24 protein-coding genes and 1 pseudogene are annotated in these 17,842 nt (G+C 66.7%); 12 read left to right on the plus strand and 13 right to left on the minus strand.

What is annotated here, in order from left to right; all coding sequences use genetic code 11:
- Positions 1 to 64: 64 nt before the first annotated feature.
- Positions 65 to 211: a hypothetical protein gene (locus tag J8G10_RS18375; protein WP_251448493.1), complete on the minus strand. Its 147-nt coding sequence runs from the start codon at positions 209 to 211 to the stop codon at positions 65 to 67.
- Positions 212 to 268: 57 nt separating this feature from the next.
- Here J8G10_RS18375 and J8G10_RS18380 point away from each other — a divergent pair.
- Together J8G10_RS18380 and J8G10_RS18385 are read left to right on the plus strand one after the other, a co-directional pair.
- A protein-coding gene (locus J8G10_RS18380; protein ID WP_370428832.1) for an IS3 family transposase occupies positions 269 to 1,665 on the plus strand; the annotation gives its coding sequence in 2 pieces (ribosomal slippage) (positions 269 to 605 and positions 605 to 1,665; 1,398 coding nt in all).
- A gap of 84 nt (positions 1,666 to 1,749) precedes the next feature.
- Positions 1,750 to 1,845, plus strand: a complete 96-nt coding sequence (locus J8G10_RS18385) for a hypothetical protein (RefSeq protein ID WP_370651862.1) — start codon at positions 1,750 to 1,752, stop codon at positions 1,843 to 1,845.
- Between the two features lie 1,038 nt (positions 1,846 to 2,883).
- On the opposite strand, the gene J8G10_RS18390 is transcribed toward J8G10_RS18385, so the two are convergent.
- The 9 genes and pseudogenes from J8G10_RS18390 to J8G10_RS18425 all read right to left on the minus strand — a co-directional run bounded on the left by J8G10_RS18390 (position 2,884) and on the right by J8G10_RS18425 (position 9,121).
- Positions 2,884 to 3,798 carry an alpha/beta fold hydrolase gene (locus J8G10_RS18390; protein ID WP_169080437.1) on the minus strand — a complete coding sequence of 305 codons (915 nt, stop codon included), beginning with the start codon at positions 3,796 to 3,798 and terminating at the stop codon, positions 2,884 to 2,886.
- A gap of 16 nt (positions 3,799 to 3,814) precedes the next feature.
- Complete coding sequence (locus tag J8G10_RS18395) at positions 3,815 to 4,537, minus strand: alpha/beta fold hydrolase (protein ID WP_251448496.1); 723 nt, start codon at positions 4,535 to 4,537, stop codon at positions 3,815 to 3,817.
- Positions 4,538 to 4,698: 161 nt separating this feature from the next.
- Positions 4,699 to 5,244 (minus strand): IclR family transcriptional regulator, encoded by a 546-nt coding sequence (locus J8G10_RS18400; RefSeq protein ID WP_223159176.1) that lies wholly within the window; start codon positions 5,242 to 5,244, stop codon positions 4,699 to 4,701.
- Positions 5,245 to 5,286: 42 nt separating this feature from the next.
- Positions 5,287 to 5,439 (minus strand): annotated as a pseudogene (locus J8G10_RS19490) (helix-turn-helix domain-containing protein); the annotation flags it as partial.
- A gap of 112 nt (positions 5,440 to 5,551) precedes the next feature.
- Positions 5,552 to 6,763: an NAD(P)/FAD-dependent oxidoreductase gene (locus J8G10_RS18405; RefSeq protein ID WP_005054949.1), complete on the minus strand. Its 1,212-nt coding sequence runs from the start codon at positions 6,761 to 6,763 to the stop codon at positions 5,552 to 5,554.
- Positions 6,760 to 6,957, minus strand: a complete 198-nt coding sequence (locus J8G10_RS18410) for a ferredoxin (RefSeq protein WP_005054951.1) — start codon at positions 6,955 to 6,957, stop codon at positions 6,760 to 6,762. Before J8G10_RS18410 ends, J8G10_RS18405 begins: the two co-directional genes overlap by 4 nt.
- A gap of 3 nt (positions 6,958 to 6,960) precedes the next feature.
- Positions 6,961 to 7,287: a hypothetical protein gene (locus J8G10_RS18415; protein ID WP_005054953.1), complete on the minus strand. Its 327-nt coding sequence runs from the start codon at positions 7,285 to 7,287 to the stop codon at positions 6,961 to 6,963.
- Entirely contained in the window at positions 7,284 to 7,871 is a 588-nt protein-coding gene (locus J8G10_RS18420; RefSeq protein WP_005054954.1) for a 3-phenylpropionate/cinnamic acid dioxygenase subunit beta, read from the minus strand. Before J8G10_RS18420 ends, J8G10_RS18415 begins: the two co-directional genes overlap by 4 nt.
- Complete coding sequence (locus tag J8G10_RS18425) at positions 7,868 to 9,121, minus strand: aromatic ring-hydroxylating dioxygenase subunit alpha (protein WP_005054956.1); 1,254 nt, start codon at positions 9,119 to 9,121, stop codon at positions 7,868 to 7,870. Before J8G10_RS18425 ends, J8G10_RS18420 begins: the two co-directional genes overlap by 4 nt.
- A gap of 124 nt (positions 9,122 to 9,245) precedes the next feature.
- Here J8G10_RS18425 and J8G10_RS18430 point away from each other — a divergent pair.
- The 4 genes from J8G10_RS18430 (at position 9,246) to J8G10_RS18445 (ending at position 12,643) form a co-directional block, all read left to right on the plus strand.
- A protein-coding gene (locus J8G10_RS18430; RefSeq protein ID WP_370428832.1) for an IS3 family transposase occupies positions 9,246 to 10,642 on the plus strand; the annotation gives its coding sequence in 2 pieces (ribosomal slippage) (positions 9,246 to 9,582 and positions 9,582 to 10,642; 1,398 coding nt in all).
- A 91-nt stretch (positions 10,643 to 10,733) separates the two neighbouring features.
- The gene (locus J8G10_RS18435) at positions 10,734 to 11,537 is read left to right on the plus strand and encodes a polysaccharide deacetylase family protein (protein WP_203225534.1); all 804 of its coding nucleotides are present in this window, start codon (positions 10,734 to 10,736) and stop codon (positions 11,535 to 11,537) included.
- The gene (locus J8G10_RS18440) at positions 11,534 to 12,199 is read left to right on the plus strand and encodes an N-carbamoylsarcosine amidohydrolase (RefSeq protein WP_005050795.1); all 666 of its coding nucleotides are present in this window, start codon (positions 11,534 to 11,536) and stop codon (positions 12,197 to 12,199) included. Before J8G10_RS18435 ends, J8G10_RS18440 begins: the two co-directional genes overlap by 4 nt.
- 51 nt (positions 12,200 to 12,250) lie before the next feature.
- Positions 12,251 to 12,643: an SDR family oxidoreductase gene (locus J8G10_RS18445; protein ID WP_005050794.1), complete on the plus strand. Its 393-nt coding sequence runs from the start codon at positions 12,251 to 12,253 to the stop codon at positions 12,641 to 12,643.
- A gap of 85 nt (positions 12,644 to 12,728) precedes the next feature.
- Here J8G10_RS18445 and J8G10_RS18450 read toward each other — a convergent pair whose 3' ends face one another.
- Complete coding sequence (locus J8G10_RS18450; RefSeq protein ID WP_082157159.1) at positions 12,729 to 13,172, minus strand: SDR family NAD(P)-dependent oxidoreductase; 444 nt, start codon at positions 13,170 to 13,172, stop codon at positions 12,729 to 12,731.
- Between J8G10_RS18450 and J8G10_RS18455 the strand changes: the two genes are divergently transcribed.
- Positions 13,100 to 13,318: a histone-like nucleoid-structuring protein Lsr2 gene (locus tag J8G10_RS18455; RefSeq protein ID WP_082157160.1), complete on the plus strand. Its 219-nt coding sequence runs from the start codon at positions 13,100 to 13,102 to the stop codon at positions 13,316 to 13,318. The two genes, J8G10_RS18450 and J8G10_RS18455, sit on opposite strands and share 73 nt — an antisense overlap.
- A gap of 5 nt (positions 13,319 to 13,323) precedes the next feature.
- Here the strand turns inward: J8G10_RS18455 and J8G10_RS18460 are convergent, their stop codons facing one another.
- Both J8G10_RS18460 and J8G10_RS18465 read right to left on the minus strand, forming a co-directional pair.
- Entirely contained in the window at positions 13,324 to 14,382 is a 1,059-nt protein-coding gene (locus J8G10_RS18460) for a nucleotidyl transferase AbiEii/AbiGii toxin family protein (RefSeq protein WP_005050776.1), read from the minus strand.
- The gene (locus J8G10_RS18465) at positions 14,375 to 15,034 is read right to left on the minus strand and encodes a type IV toxin-antitoxin system AbiEi family antitoxin domain-containing protein (RefSeq protein ID WP_005050774.1); all 660 of its coding nucleotides are present in this window, start codon (positions 15,032 to 15,034) and stop codon (positions 14,375 to 14,377) included. The genes J8G10_RS18460 and J8G10_RS18465 overlap by 8 nt, the downstream gene beginning before the upstream one ends.
- Before the next feature lie 152 nt (positions 15,035 to 15,186).
- Here J8G10_RS18465 and J8G10_RS18470 point away from each other — a divergent pair, with 152 nt between their 5' ends.
- The 5 genes from J8G10_RS18470 to J8G10_RS18490 are packed head-to-tail and all read left to right on the plus strand — an operon-like array spanning position 15,187 to position 17,842.
- Positions 15,187 to 16,071 (plus strand): hypothetical protein, encoded by an 885-nt coding sequence (locus J8G10_RS18470; protein WP_005050771.1) that lies wholly within the window; start codon positions 15,187 to 15,189, stop codon positions 16,069 to 16,071.
- Positions 16,071 to 16,322, plus strand: a complete 252-nt coding sequence (locus J8G10_RS18475; RefSeq protein WP_005050769.1) for a hypothetical protein — start codon at positions 16,071 to 16,073, stop codon at positions 16,320 to 16,322. Before J8G10_RS18470 ends, J8G10_RS18475 begins: the two co-directional genes overlap by 1 nt.
- On the plus strand, positions 16,315 to 16,617 hold the full coding sequence (locus J8G10_RS18480; protein ID WP_005050767.1) for a hypothetical protein: 303 nt from the start codon (positions 16,315 to 16,317) through the stop codon (positions 16,615 to 16,617). The genes J8G10_RS18475 and J8G10_RS18480 overlap by 8 nt, the downstream gene beginning before the upstream one ends.
- On the plus strand, positions 16,617 to 17,093 hold the full coding sequence (locus J8G10_RS18485) for a hypothetical protein (protein WP_005050765.1): 477 nt from the start codon (positions 16,617 to 16,619) through the stop codon (positions 17,091 to 17,093). Before J8G10_RS18480 ends, J8G10_RS18485 begins: the two co-directional genes overlap by 1 nt.
- Positions 17,090 to 17,842: an HNH endonuclease family protein gene (locus J8G10_RS18490; RefSeq protein WP_005050763.1), complete on the plus strand. Its 753-nt coding sequence runs from the start codon at positions 17,090 to 17,092 to the stop codon at positions 17,840 to 17,842. The genes J8G10_RS18485 and J8G10_RS18490 overlap by 4 nt, the downstream gene beginning before the upstream one ends.

Genomic DNA, 17,842 nt, shown 5'->3' on the forward strand with positions numbered 1-17,842 from the left:
GTCTTTCTGTGTGAGTTCTTGGTCGTTCTCACTGACCATCGCACGATGGCTCACCCCGTCGCGGTCACGACGCCGCGGGCCCGAAAGACCACCACCCCGCGGGACTCCAGGCCCGGTAGCCGGGGAACGACTGGGCCCGGCCGGTGAAACCATGCGCCCACTCGGTGAGATCGTCCAGCCGCCCCCTGTGCGTCAGGATGGGGTGAGACACCAGCACTGCTGACCTTCGCACTGCACGGGGCGAGAACGGACCAATACTGAGATGACGATGACGGTTGCTGACGTCGGCACCGATGATGGGGCTATGGCTCCTCGTGCTGACCGGCCCAAGAGGCGGACGTTCACCGCCGAGTTCAAAGCGGCGATCCTGGCCGAGTACGACGCCGCGGACCGCTCTGGGCGTGGGGAGATCCTGCGCCGGGAGGGCCTGTACACCTCCCACATCATCGAGTGGCGCAAGGCCGCGGCCGCCGGCTCGCTGTCCGGGCTGGGCAGCAAGCCGCGGGACCGGCGCGAGCGGGAGCTGCAGGCGCTACGGGCCCGGGCGGAGAAGGCCGAGGCCGAGCTGGCCAAGACCAGGGCGGCGCTGGACCTGATGGGAAAAGCACACGCGCTCTTGGAGACGCTCTCCGAGAGCGCGGACAAGCCGCCGCGGTCGCCGCGGTGATCAACCCGGCCGTCGACGGGCTGGCCGAGCACGTCGGCACCGCGGCTGCGTGCGCGCTGCTGGGTCGCTCCCGCGCCAGTCACTACCGGGCCAAGAACCCGCCACCGCCACGTCCACGGACACCGCGGCCGGCACCGGCGAACAAGCTGTCCGCCGCCGAGCGGGCCCACGTGCTGGCCGTGTTGACCAGCCAGCGGTTCGCGGACAAGTCGGTCGCCCAGGTCTGGGCCACGCTGCTGGACGAGGGCACCTACCTGTGCTCGATGTCCACGATGCACCGGATCCTGCGCGAGCACGACATGGCCGGGGAACGGCGCCGGCAGGCGAGCCACCCGCCCCGGACCCGGCCCGAGCTCGTCGCGACGGCGCCGGGGCAGGTGTGGAGTTGGGACATCACAAAGCTCAAGGGGCCGGAGCGGGGCGTGTACTACGACCTGTACGTCGTGCTCGACATCTTCTCCAGGTTCGTCGTGGGCTGGACCATCGCGGCCCGCGAGGACGCCGAGATCGCCAAGAACCTGCTCGAGCACGCCATGGGCATCCATGGCGTGCCGGAGGCGATCCACGCCGACCGCGGGACCTCGATGACCTCCAAACCGGTCGCTCAGCTGCTCGTCGACCTCGGGGTGGCCAGGTCGCACTCCCGCCCGCACGTGTCGAACGACAACCCTTACAGCGAGGCGGCGTTCAAGACGCTGAAGTACGCCCCGGTCTTCCCCGAGCGCTTCGGGTCCCTGGCCGACGCCGGCGCGTTCGCCGAGCAGTTCTTCGCCTACTACAACCACGAGCACCGCCACTGCGGGATCGGGCTGCACACCCCCGCCAGCGTCCACTTCGGCACCGCCGGGCAGGTCCGCGCCCAGCGCCAGGCCACCCTGGACGCGGCCTACGCCGCCCGTCCCGAGCGCTTCGGCCACCGCCGACCCCAGGCGCCCAAGCTGCCCGAGGCCGCCTGGATCAACCAGCCCTCACAGGAGGCCCTCATACAGACCGCCTGACGGAATCTGTCTCACCCGCCTTGACACTTTCCGGAAGACCACGGCCTGCTCACTCGCACCGTCTACCCCGAGGTTCCCGCTCGCGTGGAGTACGAACTTACTGACCTCGGACACAGCGCAGCCGCCCCGTTGAAGCATCTGCGCGACTGGGTTGAACACAACGTCGGAACCGACCAGTAGCGACCCCCTCGGCGCTACATCGAGCCAGGAGTCCCGGCCTCCGCGTAATACCGCGTCAACACAGACGAGGCGTCGCGGTCGCCGTCACCGGACACGACAGAGTTCAGCAGGTACCGGTACCCGTCACCGGTCGTCATCACCCTAATTGATAACGTCACACCTAGAAGGTGCGAAGTAACCGACGCGCGAGCACAGGAGCGCTTCTGTCATTTCGAAGGCGAGACTTCGCGCGATTGGGATTCGCCGGGCCATCCTTCTTCTCTTTCGTCGAACGTCACCGCAACACCGTGTCGCTGGGGTTCGTGAAATCTTCTTCCGGAAGCGAAACCCAGGTACTGCGCCATGAGGAACTCGCCGCAGCGATGCACAGGCGTTCGACAGTTCGGTCGCACGAACCGATCGTTTGTTAACGGACGGCACTGTACGTCGATCGAAAGTCGCGCCGACACCCCCTGCGAATTCGCGTCGCGGGATAGTTTGCCAGGATCCGGCGATCAGCGTGGTGCGCATCAAGGAGGTGCGCAGCGGCCTCAGCACGAGGAGCCTGCCCGCGAGGCCGACCACCCCGCCCCTAGGAACGGTAGGAGTGCGACGTCGGGGCGAGCTGGGGGCCACCCCCCCGAGACCGAAAGTAGCACCGCAGCGACGATAAGCGCCACGCCAACCAGGGTGGTCGTCAGCTCCCCGACCAACGAACCGATCCATCCGCGTTCCTGGAGGTCTCGGAACATCCTTATGCTCAGCCCGAACGTTCCGTTCGAGCTGCGAACCGATCGTCTCGATGCGTCGTGGCAGACGCCTCAGCTGTCCACCGATGACCTGGAGTTGCACGCGGCCGTCGGCGAACATCTCCCTTGAGTCCATCGCCAGACGTATGAAATGAGGAGTTCGAGCAAGGGCCCGATCGACCAAGTCGTAGTCGGCAACGAGCTGGCACAGCGTTCCCTCGAGTGACACGAAGGAAACGACTGGCGTTCTCCTCCGCTGTTGGGGACGTCGGGTCGGCTGAAATAATGGCCGGGACGATACGGTGGCGAGTCAGAGCGCCGTGATCCACCGCGCGATCTCGTCAGCGATCTCGTCGCTATTGTCTTCGACCATCAGCATGTGGCCGTTCCCAGCGAGAAGAGGCAGTTCGGACGACCAGAAGGTGACGGCGGCGCCCTGATCGGTGAGCCAGGCCACGATGTCCTGATCCAGCTGCGAGGGGTGGTCGGTATCGGCTCCACCCGTGAAGACGAGAATCGGCTTGTTCGTGAACGCGTCGGTCGGCCCGATCCTCATTTGGCTCCCACCGATGTTCTGACGCTGATAAAGCATCCGGGCCGGGATCGGCCGAAGGGTGCGGCGGAACACCTCGATGCACTCGCGGGGGAACCGCCGGCTGGGTCCGATGGCCTTGTCGTTCACGAAGGCGCTTGTGGGTTCCCAGAAACCCATCTTCGGGATGGTCCAGTCGATGGCCGCTCCACGGATGGAGACCTCCTGGTCGGACTCCCTCACGATCTCGGGCACCGCCTGTATATTTCCAGGCGGGCCCGGAGCGACGGCTACGAGCCCGTCGATGAGATCGCCATGCGTCTCTAGGAGGCGGAAGCCAATCGGACCTGCCATCGAGTGCACGACCAGCACGACGTTCCGGCCGAGACCAGAGAGGAACACGCCCATCCCTCGGCACACGCTCTCATAGTCCAGCCGCGCAGACGCCGCACGATCATCGACGTGTTGGGCCGCCTCATAGGACAACCCCAGCCAGTCCACCACCAGCACACCGTAGCCAAGCGATACGAATCGTGCCGCCCAGCCCTGTCGGCCGTCGGGCGTCTCGAGATAGTACTCGTTCGAGGCACCACCCCCGTGCACGAGGACGATCCACCGAGCAGGCGCACCCGACGGCGCCAGTTCGGTGTACGAGATCGGCGCGACGTCGTCTGGGCGTGAAATCGAATCCATAGCTTCCCCAGGCCTGTTAGGCAATGACGGCGTCGAGGGCCCGTGCGAGCCTCTCCGGATGCGTGAGCATCACCAAATGGCTTCCGTCGATCTCGATCGTGCGCGGACTATCAAGCCGCCCGGCCGCGGCCTGGTAGATCTCAGCGGGAACGGCCTGGTCCTGAGCGAGGAACACATAACTTGACGGGATGCTGCTCGCCCAGAACCGGTCGAGGCGGATCGGCTCATCGGACCAGCCTGCCGGCGATGGGACGAGCCTCGGCTCGAGCGCGGCGAGCTGCTGCTGCTCGAACGGGGACATGTCCTGCATCATCGCGGCCCAGAGCTCAGGCGGCATGACCATGGTGTTGTCGTCGGACTGACTCGCAAGCGCCTTCATCGCTGCGACCAACGGATCGGGGAACACGTCGTTAATGCTCTCGCCGTCGCGCAGCACCCAGGCGTCGACGAAGACGACCCGGCCGATGCGCTCGGGCATCGCCTCAGCGACGAGTTGGATGAGCGGACCTCCGCCGCTATGACCGACGAGCACGATGTCGAGCTGGGTGAGCTCTCTTACCTGATCGATCAGATCGCGCGCCATCATGCTCATCGTGACGCCGGAGCGGTCCACGTCACCGTCTTCGAGACCGCGCAGCGTCGGCGCGATCACCTCGTGCCCCATTCTGCGCAATTCGTCGGCGACGCCGTCCCACGCCCAGCCGCCTACCCATCCGCCGTGCACCAGTACGATCTGCATTGATCATCCTCTTCGCATATTTATCTGCTGAGCAGAACTTGTTCCTAACTAGAAGACACAATAGCTTGCGCGGCGCCAACAGTCCAGCATGGCTCGAGCTCTCTTCAGAACGCGCCGAACGACCCCTGCACCAGGTCGCAGGGGAAAGAGACGACGAGCCTTCAGGAGGTCAGGTCGGCCAGACGTACGGCTGCCTCATCGAGGAGTGCGACGAGGGTCTTCACCTTGCGGGGAGGCAAGCGGAACACCGGGGCAGATGCGTTGATCGCCAACCGCAGCCCGCTCGCCGAGGGAACGGCCACGGCCACCGAGGCCACGCCCTCCTCGCTCTCCTCCCGGTTCGTTGCATAGCCCTGCTTCGCGACAAGATCCAGTTGTGCGAGGAGCTCGGTCTTGGTACGGATCGACTGCGGAGTCACCTGTGAGAGTTGCTCGTCGGGGTAGAGACGGTCCAATTGTTCTCGCGGGAGCTGCGCCAGGAGAACCTTTCCCGTGGAGGTGCAATGGGCCGGCATCTCCTTGCCCAACCGTGAAGCGACTCGCACCGCCGTCGTCGGTTCCGAGACTGCGAGAAAGCGAGTGGAGTTGCCGTCGAGCGTGCCGAGGTGAACCGTCTCGCCGGCTTGGTGGCTGAGTTCCTCGAGGATCGGTTGCACGATCTGCGGGATGTCCATCTTTCTCAGCACCGAGAAGGCGATCGTGGTCAACGACGGCCCTGGCCCGTATGTCTTCGTTCGCGGGTCTTGCCGCACGAATCCTCGCCATTGAAGCATCGCGAGGATGCGATGCGCCGTTGAGGTCGCGACACCCAGGTGCTTGCTGGCGTCCGTCAGTCGAAGTTCGTTCTTCTCACCGAGCAGGAGCAGGAGTTTCAGGGCATTGTCGACCGACTCGATCGGTATTGCGGAGCCGCATCGACTCCGTCGGCTGCTCTATTTCTCTGCACAACAGAAACTGTATCGTTCCTGCCGGCCCTCAGGGCCGCCATCAAGGGCAAGGCGATCCCGTCCAGGTCTATCCGGACGCCGATTCGAGCAGCCGGCCCAGTCGTACACGAACGTCGGAAAGCGACGATCCCGCTGCGATGGACCGGCGGACTTCGACGAGAGCGCGGGGCCAATTCAGTACCACTGCCCCGTCGAATGACAGACCATTCTGAGAGTACAGAGACGCGATCCGGTCGGGTGTTCGAGGGTCCGTCACCATCTCGGGGTTGACTGCCGTCGTGCGACCGACGATGTGCAGCTTCCAGTTGAACTGGTCACTCCAGACATACTCGACAGGCAGATATGAGCGTCGGTCGTCGGGATGAGCGATGTTGTGCGCGACACAGCGCGCCTGGTCGACCGCATTCGTCCAGTGCTCAAGACGGGTGAGATCGCCGCGAACCGGATGCCGCCACCGCGCAACATCGCCGATCGCATGGATTTCCGGGGCGCCGAGTGCCGTGAGGAATTCGTCGCAGACGAGACCGTCGTCGATCTCGAGCCCTGAGTCCTCGAGCCATTCGACGTTCGGCACTGCCCCGATGCCGATGACGACGACATCACCGTGGAGCTCGGAACCGTCATCCAGGAGCACGCGGAAGTCTCCCTTCGCACCGTCGATCTGCGCGACCGTCCGTCCGAGAACCGCATGTACGCCATGCCGGGAGTGCTTCTGCGAGAAGAGGGCGCCAATCTCGTCACCGAGCCGGCGTGACATCAGGTCGCGTGTCGCCGAGACCAGGGTGACATCGACTCCGAGCCCAAGAGCGGTCGCGGCGACCTCGGCGCCGATGAAGCCCGCTCCGATGACGATGATCCTGCGATCGGGAACTAGCTCGGCGCGCAGCCGGTCTGCGTCGTCGAGTGTCCGCAGCACATGGATTCCCTCGCCTTCACCCCACGGCGACGGCCGCGCGCGGACGCCGGTCGCCACCACGAGGTCATCGAAGCCGACCCGCCGTCCATTCGCCAGCCGGAGCTCCGACAACGCACGGTCCAGACCTACCGCCGGCACACCGAGACGAAGGTCGATGTTAAGCTCGAGCGCCTCCGCCGCCGTGAGGAGCGTGACCTCGGCTGCACCTGCACCGACGAGGTATCCCTTCGACAGCGGCGGCTTGTCGTAGGGCAGCACGGGCTCGGAGCCGATGAGCACAACGTCTCCGCGATACCCCTCTGCCCGAAGCGCCTGCGCGGCCCGTACCCCCGCGATCGACGCACCGACAATCGCTGTCGTCATTCGTCTTCCACCCGGAGCGCGGAAACCGGGCAGCTGTTCGCCGCCTCGGTGACCCGTTTCCGGTCGGCCTCGTCGACCTCTGTTCTGAGCAGGATCACGACGCCGTCGTCATCGAGATCGAAATAGTCTCCCGCGGCCATGATGCAGTTGGCGTAGCCCTGACAGAGCCCGAGATCCGCTTTCACGACAGGCATGTGTCACTCCTCTCCTGCTTCTTCAGGCGTTATCTCAGGGAACATCGGTGCGAACGGTTGGGCGATCATGGCGGAGAACGTCGCCGTAGTCTGCCAGGTCAGCGCCTCGAGCTCGAGCGGATCGAGAGCGACCCACTGCCCGGATCGCGGCGACTCGATCAGGAGCCGGGAGCCGTTGCGTGTCTCCACGCGAGATACCCGGATCTCCGAGAACTCATTGGCGATCGAGATCGGAGCCCCTACCCGCTGGTCTTCGAGCCGCTGACGTTCGTCTGCTGCTGCGATGGCCGCGATGCGGTCGTCCTCTTCGCCTTCCCATTCGAGTTTCATAGGAAGATCGCCAGATTCTGTGTGCGCAAGACCGACTCGTCGACCGTGATGGTTCGGCGTGCGAGCTGCAACCCGCCGCCGACACGTCGCAGAACGTCTTCGCGGCCGGCCGAGATCACCGCGGGCTCGTGCACGTCGCCGCGACTGCGGAAAAGAAGCACCGCAGAATCGACGACGACCTCGCCCGGGACGTCGCTCTCGAAGGTGCGCACGTTCGTGACGAAGTGACGGAGCCGGGAGGGCGGATCCTCTGTCCAGGCGTGTTCCGTGAGGAAGCGGGCGACCCGCCGGCTCAGGGAGTACTTGTTCTCGTCCCAATGCGCCATGCCCGGAGACGTCGAGTACCCGGCGCCGAGCGCGGTAGTGACCTGCACGGGCATGATGTAGTGCACATCGTCGGCGATGAGGTCGAGCCAGTCCTCGTACCGCTGCTCGTCGAGGATGTATGCCTCTTCGACGAGCCACCTGTGCGTCTCCAGATGCAGGCCGTCCGAGAACGACAACGAACTCCCCACCCGCGTGGCTTTGGTCGTATGTGCTCCGAGCGGCGACTCTTTCAGTCGAACCCAGCGCGCCTCGGTCATGACAGCCCCTCCGGCATCCCCACCGACGAGATGATCAGCGCGGTCGGCTCCGTCTCGAGGTAGTCCGCCCAGCGCTCGAGCAGATGCCGCTGGTTGTACTCTCCGTAACCGACGTGGGCCACGCCCGGGCCAGAGAACGCGTCCGGTCCGAGCGGCTCCACGACGAATCTGCCGTCTTTCAGCACGCCCATCCGGCTGTTCAGCAGCAAGCGCCGCGCCATATTCCCTTTCGCGGTGTTCGTAAGGGACACCCAGTTCTCCACATCGTCCTGCTCGAACATCCCCGTGCTGCCGAAGCACATCAGGTACGCCTTGTACGACAGAGCCTTGAACTCCTCCGGTGCCGCTGCGTCGACGGCGAACCAGGAAAGCACCTCGGTCTCGTTCTCGCTGATCGGCTGCCAGGTACGGATCGAGATGAACGGGAGCACGTCGTCGCCGTCTTCCACCTTCGGCCAGTTGTGCACGAAGCTCATGTTCGGGAAGATCGAGGCCGCCGAGATCATGAAGCCGTTCTCGCCGATCACATTGAGCTGGTCCTGGGACCAGACCTCCTTCATCCGGTCGATCATCTCGTCGGGGTAGCCCACGTAGCGCAGCCGCTCCTCGAGCGTTCCCTCCGGAAGCTTGTAGGTCGTGCCTCCGCCGTTGCCCGCCCAGTACGTGTTGCCGTCTTTACGCTTCTCCGCCTTCGGTTCGCGGAAGAGGCCGATCTCGACCACCGAGGTGTGGGTCTGTGGCGTGTGGTACATGTCGCCGGCGAAGTTCTCTGCGCCGATCTTCCAGTTCGCCTTCACCCGCCAGCGCTGCGGGCCGCGGAGCTCGATGCCCGAGGAGCTCTGCTTCGTGTAGTAGTCGAGATAGAAAGCGAAATCGCCGAGGTAGTCGATCAGCGGTGGCGCATCCGGATCCATGCTGATGAAGATCAACCCGTTGTAGCTGTCGAGGCTCGGCGCCGGAAGCAGGCGGGCTCCCTTGCGATTGAAGCCAGCCTCGCCACCGTACGCCTCTTCGTGGAACGGCAGCCCCACGATTCGTCCGTCGTTGCGGTACGACCAGCCGTGATACGGGCAGCGGAAGTGCGAGGCGTTGCCCATTTCCGCCCGGCACACCTGCATTCCTCGGTGCAGGCACATGTTGAACATCGCCTTGACGGAGCCACTCTCGTCGCGCACCACGATGAACGAGTCGTCGAGCACTCGCCGCACCACGTAGTCGCCGGGCTGAGGGATCTCTGATTCGTGACCCACGAAGATCCACGCGCGACTGAACAAGCGCTCCCGCTCGAGCCCTGTGCGTCAGGATGGGGTGAGACACCAGCACTGCTGACCTTCGCACTGCACGGGGCGAGAACGGACCAATACTGAGATGACGATGACGGTTGCTGACGTCGGCACCGATGATGGGGCTATGGCTCCTCGTGCTGACCGGCCCAAGAGGCGGACGTTCACCGCCGAGTTCAAAGCGGCGATCCTGGCCGAGTACGACGCCGCGGACCGCTCTGGGCGTGGGGAGATCCTGCGCCGGGAGGGCCTGTACACCTCCCACATCATCGAGTGGCGCAAGGCCGCGGCCGCCGGCTCGCTGTCCGGGCTGGGCAGCAAGCCGCGGGACCGGCGCGAGCGGGAGCTGCAGGCGCTACGGGCCCGGGCGGAGAAGGCCGAGGCCGAGCTGGCCAAGACCAGGGCGGCGCTGGACCTGATGGGAAAAGCACACGCGCTCTTGGAGACGCTCTCCGAGAGCGCGGACAAGCCGCCGCGGTCGCCGCGGTGATCAACCCGGCCGTCGACGGGCTGGCCGAGCACGTCGGCACCGCGGCTGCGTGCGCGCTGCTGGGTCGCTCCCGCGCCAGTCACTACCGGGCCAAGAACCCGCCACCGCCACGTCCACGGACACCGCGGCCGGCACCGGCGAACAAGCTGTCCGCCGCCGAGCGGGCCCACGTGCTGGCCGTGTTGACCAGCCAGCGGTTCGCGGACAAGTCGGTCGCCCAGGTCTGGGCCACGCTGCTGGACGAGGGCACCTACCTGTGCTCGATGTCCACGATGCACCGGATCCTGCGCGAGCACGACATGGCCGGGGAACGGCGCCGGCAGGCGAGCCACCCGCCCCGGACCCGGCCCGAGCTCGTCGCGACGGCGCCGGGGCAGGTGTGGAGTTGGGACATCACAAAGCTCAAGGGGCCGGAGCGGGGCGTGTACTACGACCTGTACGTCGTGCTCGACATCTTCTCCAGGTTCGTCGTGGGCTGGACCATCGCGGCCCGCGAGGACGCCGAGATCGCCAAGAACCTGCTCGAGCACGCCATGGGCATCCATGGCGTGCCGGAGGCGATCCACGCCGACCGCGGGACCTCGATGACCTCCAAACCGGTCGCTCAGCTGCTCGTCGACCTCGGGGTGGCCAGGTCGCACTCCCGCCCGCACGTGTCGAACGACAACCCTTACAGCGAGGCGGCGTTCAAGACGCTGAAGTACGCCCCGGTCTTCCCCGAGCGCTTCGGGTCCCTGGCCGACGCCGGCGCGTTCGCCGAGCAGTTCTTCGCCTACTACAACCACGAGCACCGCCACTGCGGGATCGGGCTGCACACCCCCGCCAGCGTCCACTTCGGCACCGCCGGGCAGGTCCGCGCCCAGCGCCAGGCCACCCTGGACGCGGCCTACGCCGCCCGTCCCGAGCGCTTCGGCCACCGCCGACCCCAGGCGCCCAAGCTGCCCGAGGCCGCCTGGATCAACCAGCCCTCACAGGAGGCCCTCATACAGACCGCCTGACGGAATCTGTCTCACCCGCCTTGACACTTTCCGCTTCGATTACAGCCCGATCACGGAGCGACCGACGATTTCGTGGCCGAATGGGGCCCGAGTGGCGTTCTATGTCGGGCTGAACATCGAGCACTATCAGATCGACAAGCCCTCCACGAGCATCTTCGGCGGTACCGCGATGCTGCAGCCGGATCCACTCAATTACGGCTGGCGCGATTACGGTCCGCGGGTAGGCCTGTGGCGGATGATCGAGAGCCTCGACCGACATGGAGTGCCCGCAAGTGTGCTTCTCAACTCCGACGTTTGTCGGCACTACCCCCAGATTCTCGAGGCAGGCCGGCAACGCGGCTGGGCGTGGCTCGCGCATGGCCGCGACAATTCCACCTTCCAAGCTGGAATGGGTGCTGACACGGAGCGCGCCTACCTTCAAGACGTGACGGATACAATCGCCTCCGCCACCGGAGTACGGCCGCGGGGCTGGCTTGGCCCGGCGCTCACAGAGACGTTCGAGACGCCGCGGATCCTTCGGGAGCTGGGGTATGACTACGTCCTGGACTGGACGAACGACGATCAGCCGTATCCGCTGAACGTCGACGGGATGTTCAGCGTTCCCTACACGATAGAACTCAACGATGTGACGATGTTCGTGAGTAAGAGCTATACCGGCCCGCAGTTCCTGGAAGCGGTGATCGACCAGTTCGATCAGCTCTATTCAGACTCCGAGCACTCGGGTCGCGTCATGTCGCTGCCGTTGCACCCGTTCATCGTCGGCCAGCCGTTCCGCCACCGCTACCTTGATCGGGCCCTCGAGCACATCACGTCTCACGATGGTGTCTGGGTGACGACGAGCGATGCCATCGCGGCGCACTATCAGTCGACGGGGAACAGGAGAGCCGATTCGTGACGAATACGGAGCTGATCGATGAGTACGCACGGCTGCGCGACGAGTTCAAGGCCAAGGGATTGGGCGGCCGGATCGGCTACGGCGAGAAGCCGGCGCTGCTGATCGTCGACTTGATCACCGGATTCACGGACAGCCGTTCGCCCCTGTCAGGCGAACTGGAGTCACAGCTGGCCGCCACCAATGCCTTACTCGTCCCCGCCCGTGAACTCGAGATCCCCATCTTCTTCTCGACGGTCGCGTACGACACCGAATTGCAGGAGGCGGGGCTCTGGATCAAGAAGATCCCGTCCAACCACCTGTTGGTGGAGGGCAGCGAATGGGTGGAGGTCGACAGCAGGCTGGGCCAGCTGCCCCACGAGATGACCCTGGTGAAGAAGTACGCATCCTGCTTCTTCGGAACTGATCTCGCCGCACGCTTGATCTCACGGGGTGTCGACACCATCATCATCGTCGGCTGCACCACCAGTGGGTGCGTGCGCGCCTCGGCGGTTGACGCCTGCTCCTACGGCTTCCACACCATCGTCGTCGAAGAGGCAGTCGGCGACCGGGCAGCCCTTCCGCACCTGGCCAGCCTCTTTGACATCGACGCGAAGTACGGCGATGTCGTCAGCCTCGACGACGCACGTGCTTACCTGCGGGGGCTTGCGCAACAGAACGATTGACTGCAGTAACGCCGTGGGGCCAACTTCCTCTGTGCGGAATATTGAACCGGCGTGCAGGCCGAGATCCCGCAGATGCTGGCGCAGGGCGGCGGATCCATCATCAACACCGCCTCGTCCCTCGGGCAGGTCGCCATCGCCCACCAGTCCGCCTACGTCACGTCGAAGCACGGCGTCATCGGCCTCACCCGAGCCGCCGCGGTGGAGTACTCCGACAAAGGCATCCGCGTGAACGCAGTGCTGCCCGGGGTGATCCAGACGCCAATGATAGACGCGCTGGAGGAGACCTACCCCGGCTTCAAGGACGCGCTGCTGACGAAGCACCCGATCGGCCGACTCGGCACGCCGCACGACATCGCCGAGATGGTCGCGTGGCTCGGTTCCGACGCGGCCGCCTTCGCGACCGGCGCGCAGTTCGCCGTCGACGGCGGGTACCTCGCGATTTAGACGAGGTGGCCACGACGGACGGGAGGCACGGTGTCAGCTGACACCGTGCCTCACGTCCGTCACCGGTCGCGCCGCGACCCGCGTGTCAGCCGTTCTTCGCGGCCAGTCGGTCCGTCTCGCTGTCGTTCCGCCACCCGGCGGTCGCGCCGCCGTCGACGCTGTAGTTCTGTCCGGTCACCCAAGAGGACTCGTCGGAGGCCAGGTAGAGCGGCATGTACGCGATGTCCTCGCCCGTGCCGGGGCGTTGAATGAGCGCGTTGCCGACCTGCCAGGCCTTGCCCTCCGCATCCACCGCCTTGTCCGTCGCCGGGGTGCTGACGAAGCCAGGCGAGATCGAGTTCGCGCGGACGCCGTAGCGGGCGCCCTCCGCAGCGAGCGACTTCGTCATCGCGATGACGCCGCCCTTCGCGGTGGTGTGCGCGACCTGGCGAGCGGCTCGATCCCGCGACCTTCGCGATCGACGGAAAGCAACTCGAGATCGATCTCGAGTTCGAGGCCTGGGCCAAGAGCGCGCGCCGCATCGGCGCAGCCACCCGGCGTCCGGCGAGGACGTCGCGGGGCGGACGGGCCGATCTCAACACGGTGCGTGAATGGGCCAGTCAGAACGGACACCAGGTCAGCGATCGCGGCAGGGTTCCCGCGTCCATCCTCGAGGCGTACGACGCGGCGCACTGACGCGGTCACTCCTGGGCTGAGCCGCGCGCTGCGCGCCAGTGCTCCGTGACGGGATAACCGGAGCGCACGTGCGCGCGCACGTGGACCTCCCCCGAAGGGGATCCGCTGCCGCCCGGCTCCGGCGGCGGAGGGTTCTGTGTCCAGCCTGAGCCAGGGACCCAGACCGTCCCCGGTTGCACGGGCGCGTCGGCGAGCGCGGGATCGATCAGCTGACGCGCGAGAGCCACGGCCTCACCCAGATCGGTGATCCCGCCGGCTGAGGGCGTGCCGGCCGCGAGCACCCGGTAGGGACCGTCCCAACCGTCCGGGACCGTGAACGTAGTGAACGAGTCGAGCTTTGACAGTGCACGCTTCGCGTCGATGGCCATCTGCAGCTCGCGCAGGTCGACGCGCTGCGTGCGTGCAATGGTGACGATGTCCACCAGGTCTTTCGCGCGGCTGCTGGGGCGGCCGTTGTAGGTGCTCATCGTCGCAGTGACCTTCTCCGCGACCTGATCGGAGATCGGGAACAGCCGGTAGGGGTGCGACGGGACCGGCCGCCCCAGCTGCAGCCGCGTCGACGGCTCGATCGTCTCGACGCGGCCGACCGGGGGAGGGCCGACGACCACGTCGATGGGGATGTCGGAGATCCTCCGGCCGGTGTTCGCGTCCAGACATGTGAACACCAGGCGCCGGGTCGCGACACCCGGCTGGTTCTCTCCTCGCCCGGTCGCACGGGCACGGGTGAGCTGGAACCGCACATGGTCGCCGAGATCACGCGCGGCTGCCTGCTCGAGCGCCTGCTGCGCGGCATCCAGATCGGCGGCGCCGGTCGAGGCCAGATCCAGGTCTTTCGTCGACCGTGACTTCGGCACCCGGGCGAGCATCGCCGTGCCGCCCTTGAGCAGCCACTCGGACTCTTCCCCCTCCGCAAAGACCCGGCTGAGGAAACGATCGTGCTGTGCCTGCACGATCTGCGCATTCACATCCAGCGCGCTCGCGCCGTCACCGGCTGCCTTCGTCGCGGCCGCCTTGATCGCCTGCGCAAGCCCCGTCCAGTCTTTGTAGCCGTCGGGCTCAGGCATCGGCCGGCACCACCGCGTCGACGCCCGCAAGAGCGAGCAGATCAGCCGCGAGCGCGGCACCCGAGGGGTACTTGTTGGGCTTGGCCAGCGGCTCCAGATACTCGGTCAGGCGGGCGGGGGAGAGCAGCTTTCCCGCGTCCGCGGCGTCGGCGAGCGCATCGGCGACGAGGGAGCGGTCGACCCACTGCTCGATCAGGTCGGCGATCGTGCGCTCGACGCTCATGGTCGGCATCCCGTCGACGGAGACCACCTCGGTGGGCGCGAGCTCGCGGGTGCGGAGCCGCACCCCGTCCAGGCGGGTACCGCGGCGGGTGGGAACGACGAACTCGAGTGGCCCGGGGAACCAGTCGCCGATGCCATGCAGCTGCGCGGCCGTCTGGCCTGCGGCGACGACGGGCGGGACGCCGGTGTCTGTGCGGGGACGGTCGGCGCCGCCGAGGGCGAGCCAGGTCGCGAGGATCGCCTCCTGCTCGTGCTCTGGCGCGCCGGCGAGGCGGTAGACGCCGCGCGCGACGCGGATGAGCGCGCCGCTGTTGGCGAGGCGCGTCAGGGTCGGGCGCGCCACGCCAGCCTCGAGCGCCTGGGCGGTGGTCACCAGGCCCCAACGCTGTGACGCGAGCTCGCCCAGACGAGCGAAAGTTGATCCTGCCATGCGCACAGTGTAGCGAGAAACCGCAACAAACGTTGTAGCTCGTTCAGATTGTCGACTTCGAGCCTCTGGGGCCACCCCTTAGCAGTGAGGGGGTTCCAAACCCTCGGGAACGGGTTATATTCGGGAATATAACCATCTGTGAGGAGGAGAAGATGCGGACCCACACCTGCCCGCCGGACCACAAGCACGGGCTGACCTCCACCTGCTACGTCGTCCACCTCTGCGGGTGCCGCGCCTGCATGGACGGCAACGCGCGCCGCCGCCGCGACCGCTACCGTCTCCTGGCCTACGGGCGATACCAGGACGCGCACCAACCCATCGAGCCGATCCGGCAGCACCTGCAGGCACTGGTCGACACCGGGATGATCCCCGAACGGATCGCCATCAGCGCCGGCGTCGGCGGCGCCACGGTCCGTCGCCTGCTCAACAGCGAGACGGCACGGTTCGTCACCGGCGCCACCGCCCGCAAACTCCTCGCAGTCACCCCCGACAGCAGCACTCTCGCCGCGCAGGGCCGAGTCAACGGCCGCGGCACCCGCCGGCGCCTCCAGGCTCTGGCCGCGATCGGATGGAACCACCACGAGATCGCACGCCGACTCGGCTACCCGCGCTGGAAGGTCAACAAGGCACTCGAAGGCGCCTACGTGGACATCCGTGTCCACGACGACATCGCCGCGCTCTACGACGAGCTCTGGGACCAGCAGCCCCCCACCCACACCCGAGCGCAGCGGGTCGGCCGCTCCTACGCACTCACGGTCGCACGCCGGCACGGCTGGCTGCCGCCGCTGGCCTGGGACGACATCGACACCGACCCGGCACCGCCCACAGCCGGGCAGGAACCCCTGCTCGACGAGATCGCGATCGAGCTCGCTCTCGCCGGCCAGAACGTCCGCCTCACCCGAGACGAGCGCCTCGAAGCCACCCGACGCGGGACCGAACGCGGACTCAGCCTCACCCAGCTCAGCGACCTGCTCGGCGTCGACGTCCGCACCATCGACCGCGACCGTGACGACCTCGGACTCCGGCAGGCCGCCTGATGAGCAAGACGCTCGACATCCTCGAAGCCGCCCTGCACGGCACCACCGCCGGCTACCTGGCCGGATGCCGCAGCAAGGGAGGATGCCCGAACCACGGCAACCGCCAGCTGCTCACCTGCACCGAAGCGGCCCGCGCCCGCCGCCACTACTTCTCGCTCGCCTCGCTCGAGGAGACCGAGCCGATCACCCGGCAGATGCTCCGCGACGCCAAGAACAGCCCCTTCGCACCGAAAGAAGCCGCAGATGTCTGACCAGCCGAACACCTTCACCATCGACTCCACCAAAGAGGGAGAGTGGCTGCGGGTCGTCCGCGCGCTCGGCGGCCATCGCTGGGCCCTGTCGCTGCGCTTCAACCCCCTCCCGCTGACTCAGCGAGGCGCCCGGCACACCCGGCCAACGCGGCAGCCCACACCCCACGCGGCAGCAGGCCACGGGCCGAACGCGAGACTGCACCTGCCCAGCTGCGCGATCTCCCCCCAGCTCGGCAACGGCCGCGGCGCCCACCTCAAGCAGATCCCCCACCTGGGCCGAACCGAGGAGCACTGATGACCGACATCGCCGTGCGCCTCCAGGAAGCCATGACCATCCAGACCGGCACACCCGTCACCGTCCGATGGAGCTTCCGCGAGTTCGCGCTCAACTGCACCCGCCGCGACGGCCGCCCCCTCACCCAACGGATGCACAGGCTCTTCCAGACGCTGCTCAACCGTGAAGCGCTCCGCGAGCTCACTCCAGGAGAAGACCCAACGATGGGATCCCGCGCAACCCTCATCGAGATCATCGACGACCTCGCCGTCAGCGCCGACCACCAAGGCGCCCGCGCGGCCGCGCTCGCCGAGGTCCTCCTCAGTGCCGGCATGTTCCACCTCGGCGACCAGCTCCGCCGCCAGAGCCACGCACTCTCAGAGCTCGACGCCGACGACGAAACCCTCGAGGTCATCGACGAGGCACGCACCCAGATCGCCCGAACCATACTGCTGCTCGACCAAGCCGACACCGCACAGGCAAAGGAGCGCAGATGAACCGACGCACCCGCCGCGCCAGCACAGCCCTCGCCGCGGTCGCAGCTCTCGCGCTCGGCTTCGGCGCCCACCAGCTGGGCATCACCTCCTGGATCGACACATGGACGCGCCCGCAGGCACCCGCCCCGGACCCGACCTACGACTACACCGCGCTCGCCGCAGTCGCGCAGGAGCTGCCGCTGATCGATCCCACCGAGGAGATTCCCGAGTATCGCCGCGCCACGTTCGGCGAGCGCTGGATCGACATCGAGGGAAACGGCTGCGATCAGCGAGACGATCTCCTCGCCGTCCAGCTGCAGGACGTCGTCCGTGACGGTTGCACGGTGCTCTCCGGCGTGCTCGACCCCGATCCGTACACGGGCACACGCATTGAGTTCGAGCACGACCGGATCGCCGCCCCTGGAGCCCCGGGAAGCTCCGGCGTCCAGATCGACCACATCGTCAGCCTTTCGGCGGCGCACGCCGGGGGCGCGTGGGCGTGGACCGAGCAGCAGCGCATTCAGTTCGCCAACTCGTTCGACAACATCGTCGCCGTCGATGGCAACACGAATGCGGCCAAGAACGACCACGGGCCAGCCCTGTGGCTGCCATCGAACGCCGACTACGTGTGCACCTACGTCGCCCGCTACACGGAGATCGTCGACACCTGGCACCTCGCGGTCGACGAAGCCGACCGCGGTGCGCTCGTGGACACGCTCTCAACCTGCGCTGCCCAGCAAGCCAGCGACGAGAGCGGGAGCATGTCGTGA

Origin of the sequence: Microbacterium sp. USTB-Y (genome assembly GCF_023703415.1) — a bacterium.
In the GTDB taxonomy this organism is placed as follows: domain Bacteria; phylum Actinomycetota; class Actinomycetes; order Actinomycetales; family Microbacteriaceae; genus Microbacterium.

Coding starts and splice junctions, on each gene's coding strand:
- J8G10_RS18390 (WP_169080437.1), bottom strand. CDS start 3,798: ATGGATTCGATTTCACGCCCAGACGACGTCGCGCCGATCTCGTACACC.
- J8G10_RS18395 (WP_251448496.1), bottom strand. CDS start 4,537: ATGCAGATCGTACTGGTGCACGGCGGATGGGTAGGCGGCTGGGCGTGG.
- J8G10_RS18405 (WP_005054949.1), bottom strand. CDS start 6,763: ATGACGACAGCGATTGTCGGTGCGTCGATCGCGGGGGTACGGGCCGCG.
- J8G10_RS18410 (WP_005054951.1), bottom strand. CDS start 6,957: ATGCCTGTCGTGAAAGCGGATCTCGGGCTCTGTCAGGGCTACGCCAAC.
- J8G10_RS18415 (WP_005054953.1), bottom strand. CDS start 7,287: ATGAAACTCGAATGGGAAGGCGAAGAGGACGACCGCATCGCGGCCATC.
- J8G10_RS18420 (WP_005054954.1), bottom strand. CDS start 7,871: ATGACCGAGGCGCGCTGGGTTCGACTGAAAGAGTCGCCGCTCGGAGCA.
- J8G10_RS18460 (WP_005050776.1), bottom strand. CDS start 14,382: ATGCCTGAGCCCGACGGCTACAAAGACTGGACGGGGCTTGCGCAGGCG.
- J8G10_RS18465 (WP_005050774.1), bottom strand. CDS start 15,034: ATGGCAGGATCAACTTTCGCTCGTCTGGGCGAGCTCGCGTCACAGCGT.
- J8G10_RS18470 (WP_005050771.1), top strand. CDS start 15,187: ATGCGGACCCACACCTGCCCGCCGGACCACAAGCACGGGCTGACCTCC.
- J8G10_RS18475 (WP_005050769.1), top strand. CDS start 16,071: ATGAGCAAGACGCTCGACATCCTCGAAGCCGCCCTGCACGGCACCACC.
- J8G10_RS18480 (WP_005050767.1), top strand. CDS start 16,315: ATGTCTGACCAGCCGAACACCTTCACCATCGACTCCACCAAAGAGGGA.
- J8G10_RS18485 (WP_005050765.1), top strand. CDS start 16,617: ATGACCGACATCGCCGTGCGCCTCCAGGAAGCCATGACCATCCAGACC.
- J8G10_RS18490 (WP_005050763.1), top strand. CDS start 17,090: ATGAACCGACGCACCCGCCGCGCCAGCACAGCCCTCGCCGCGGTCGCA.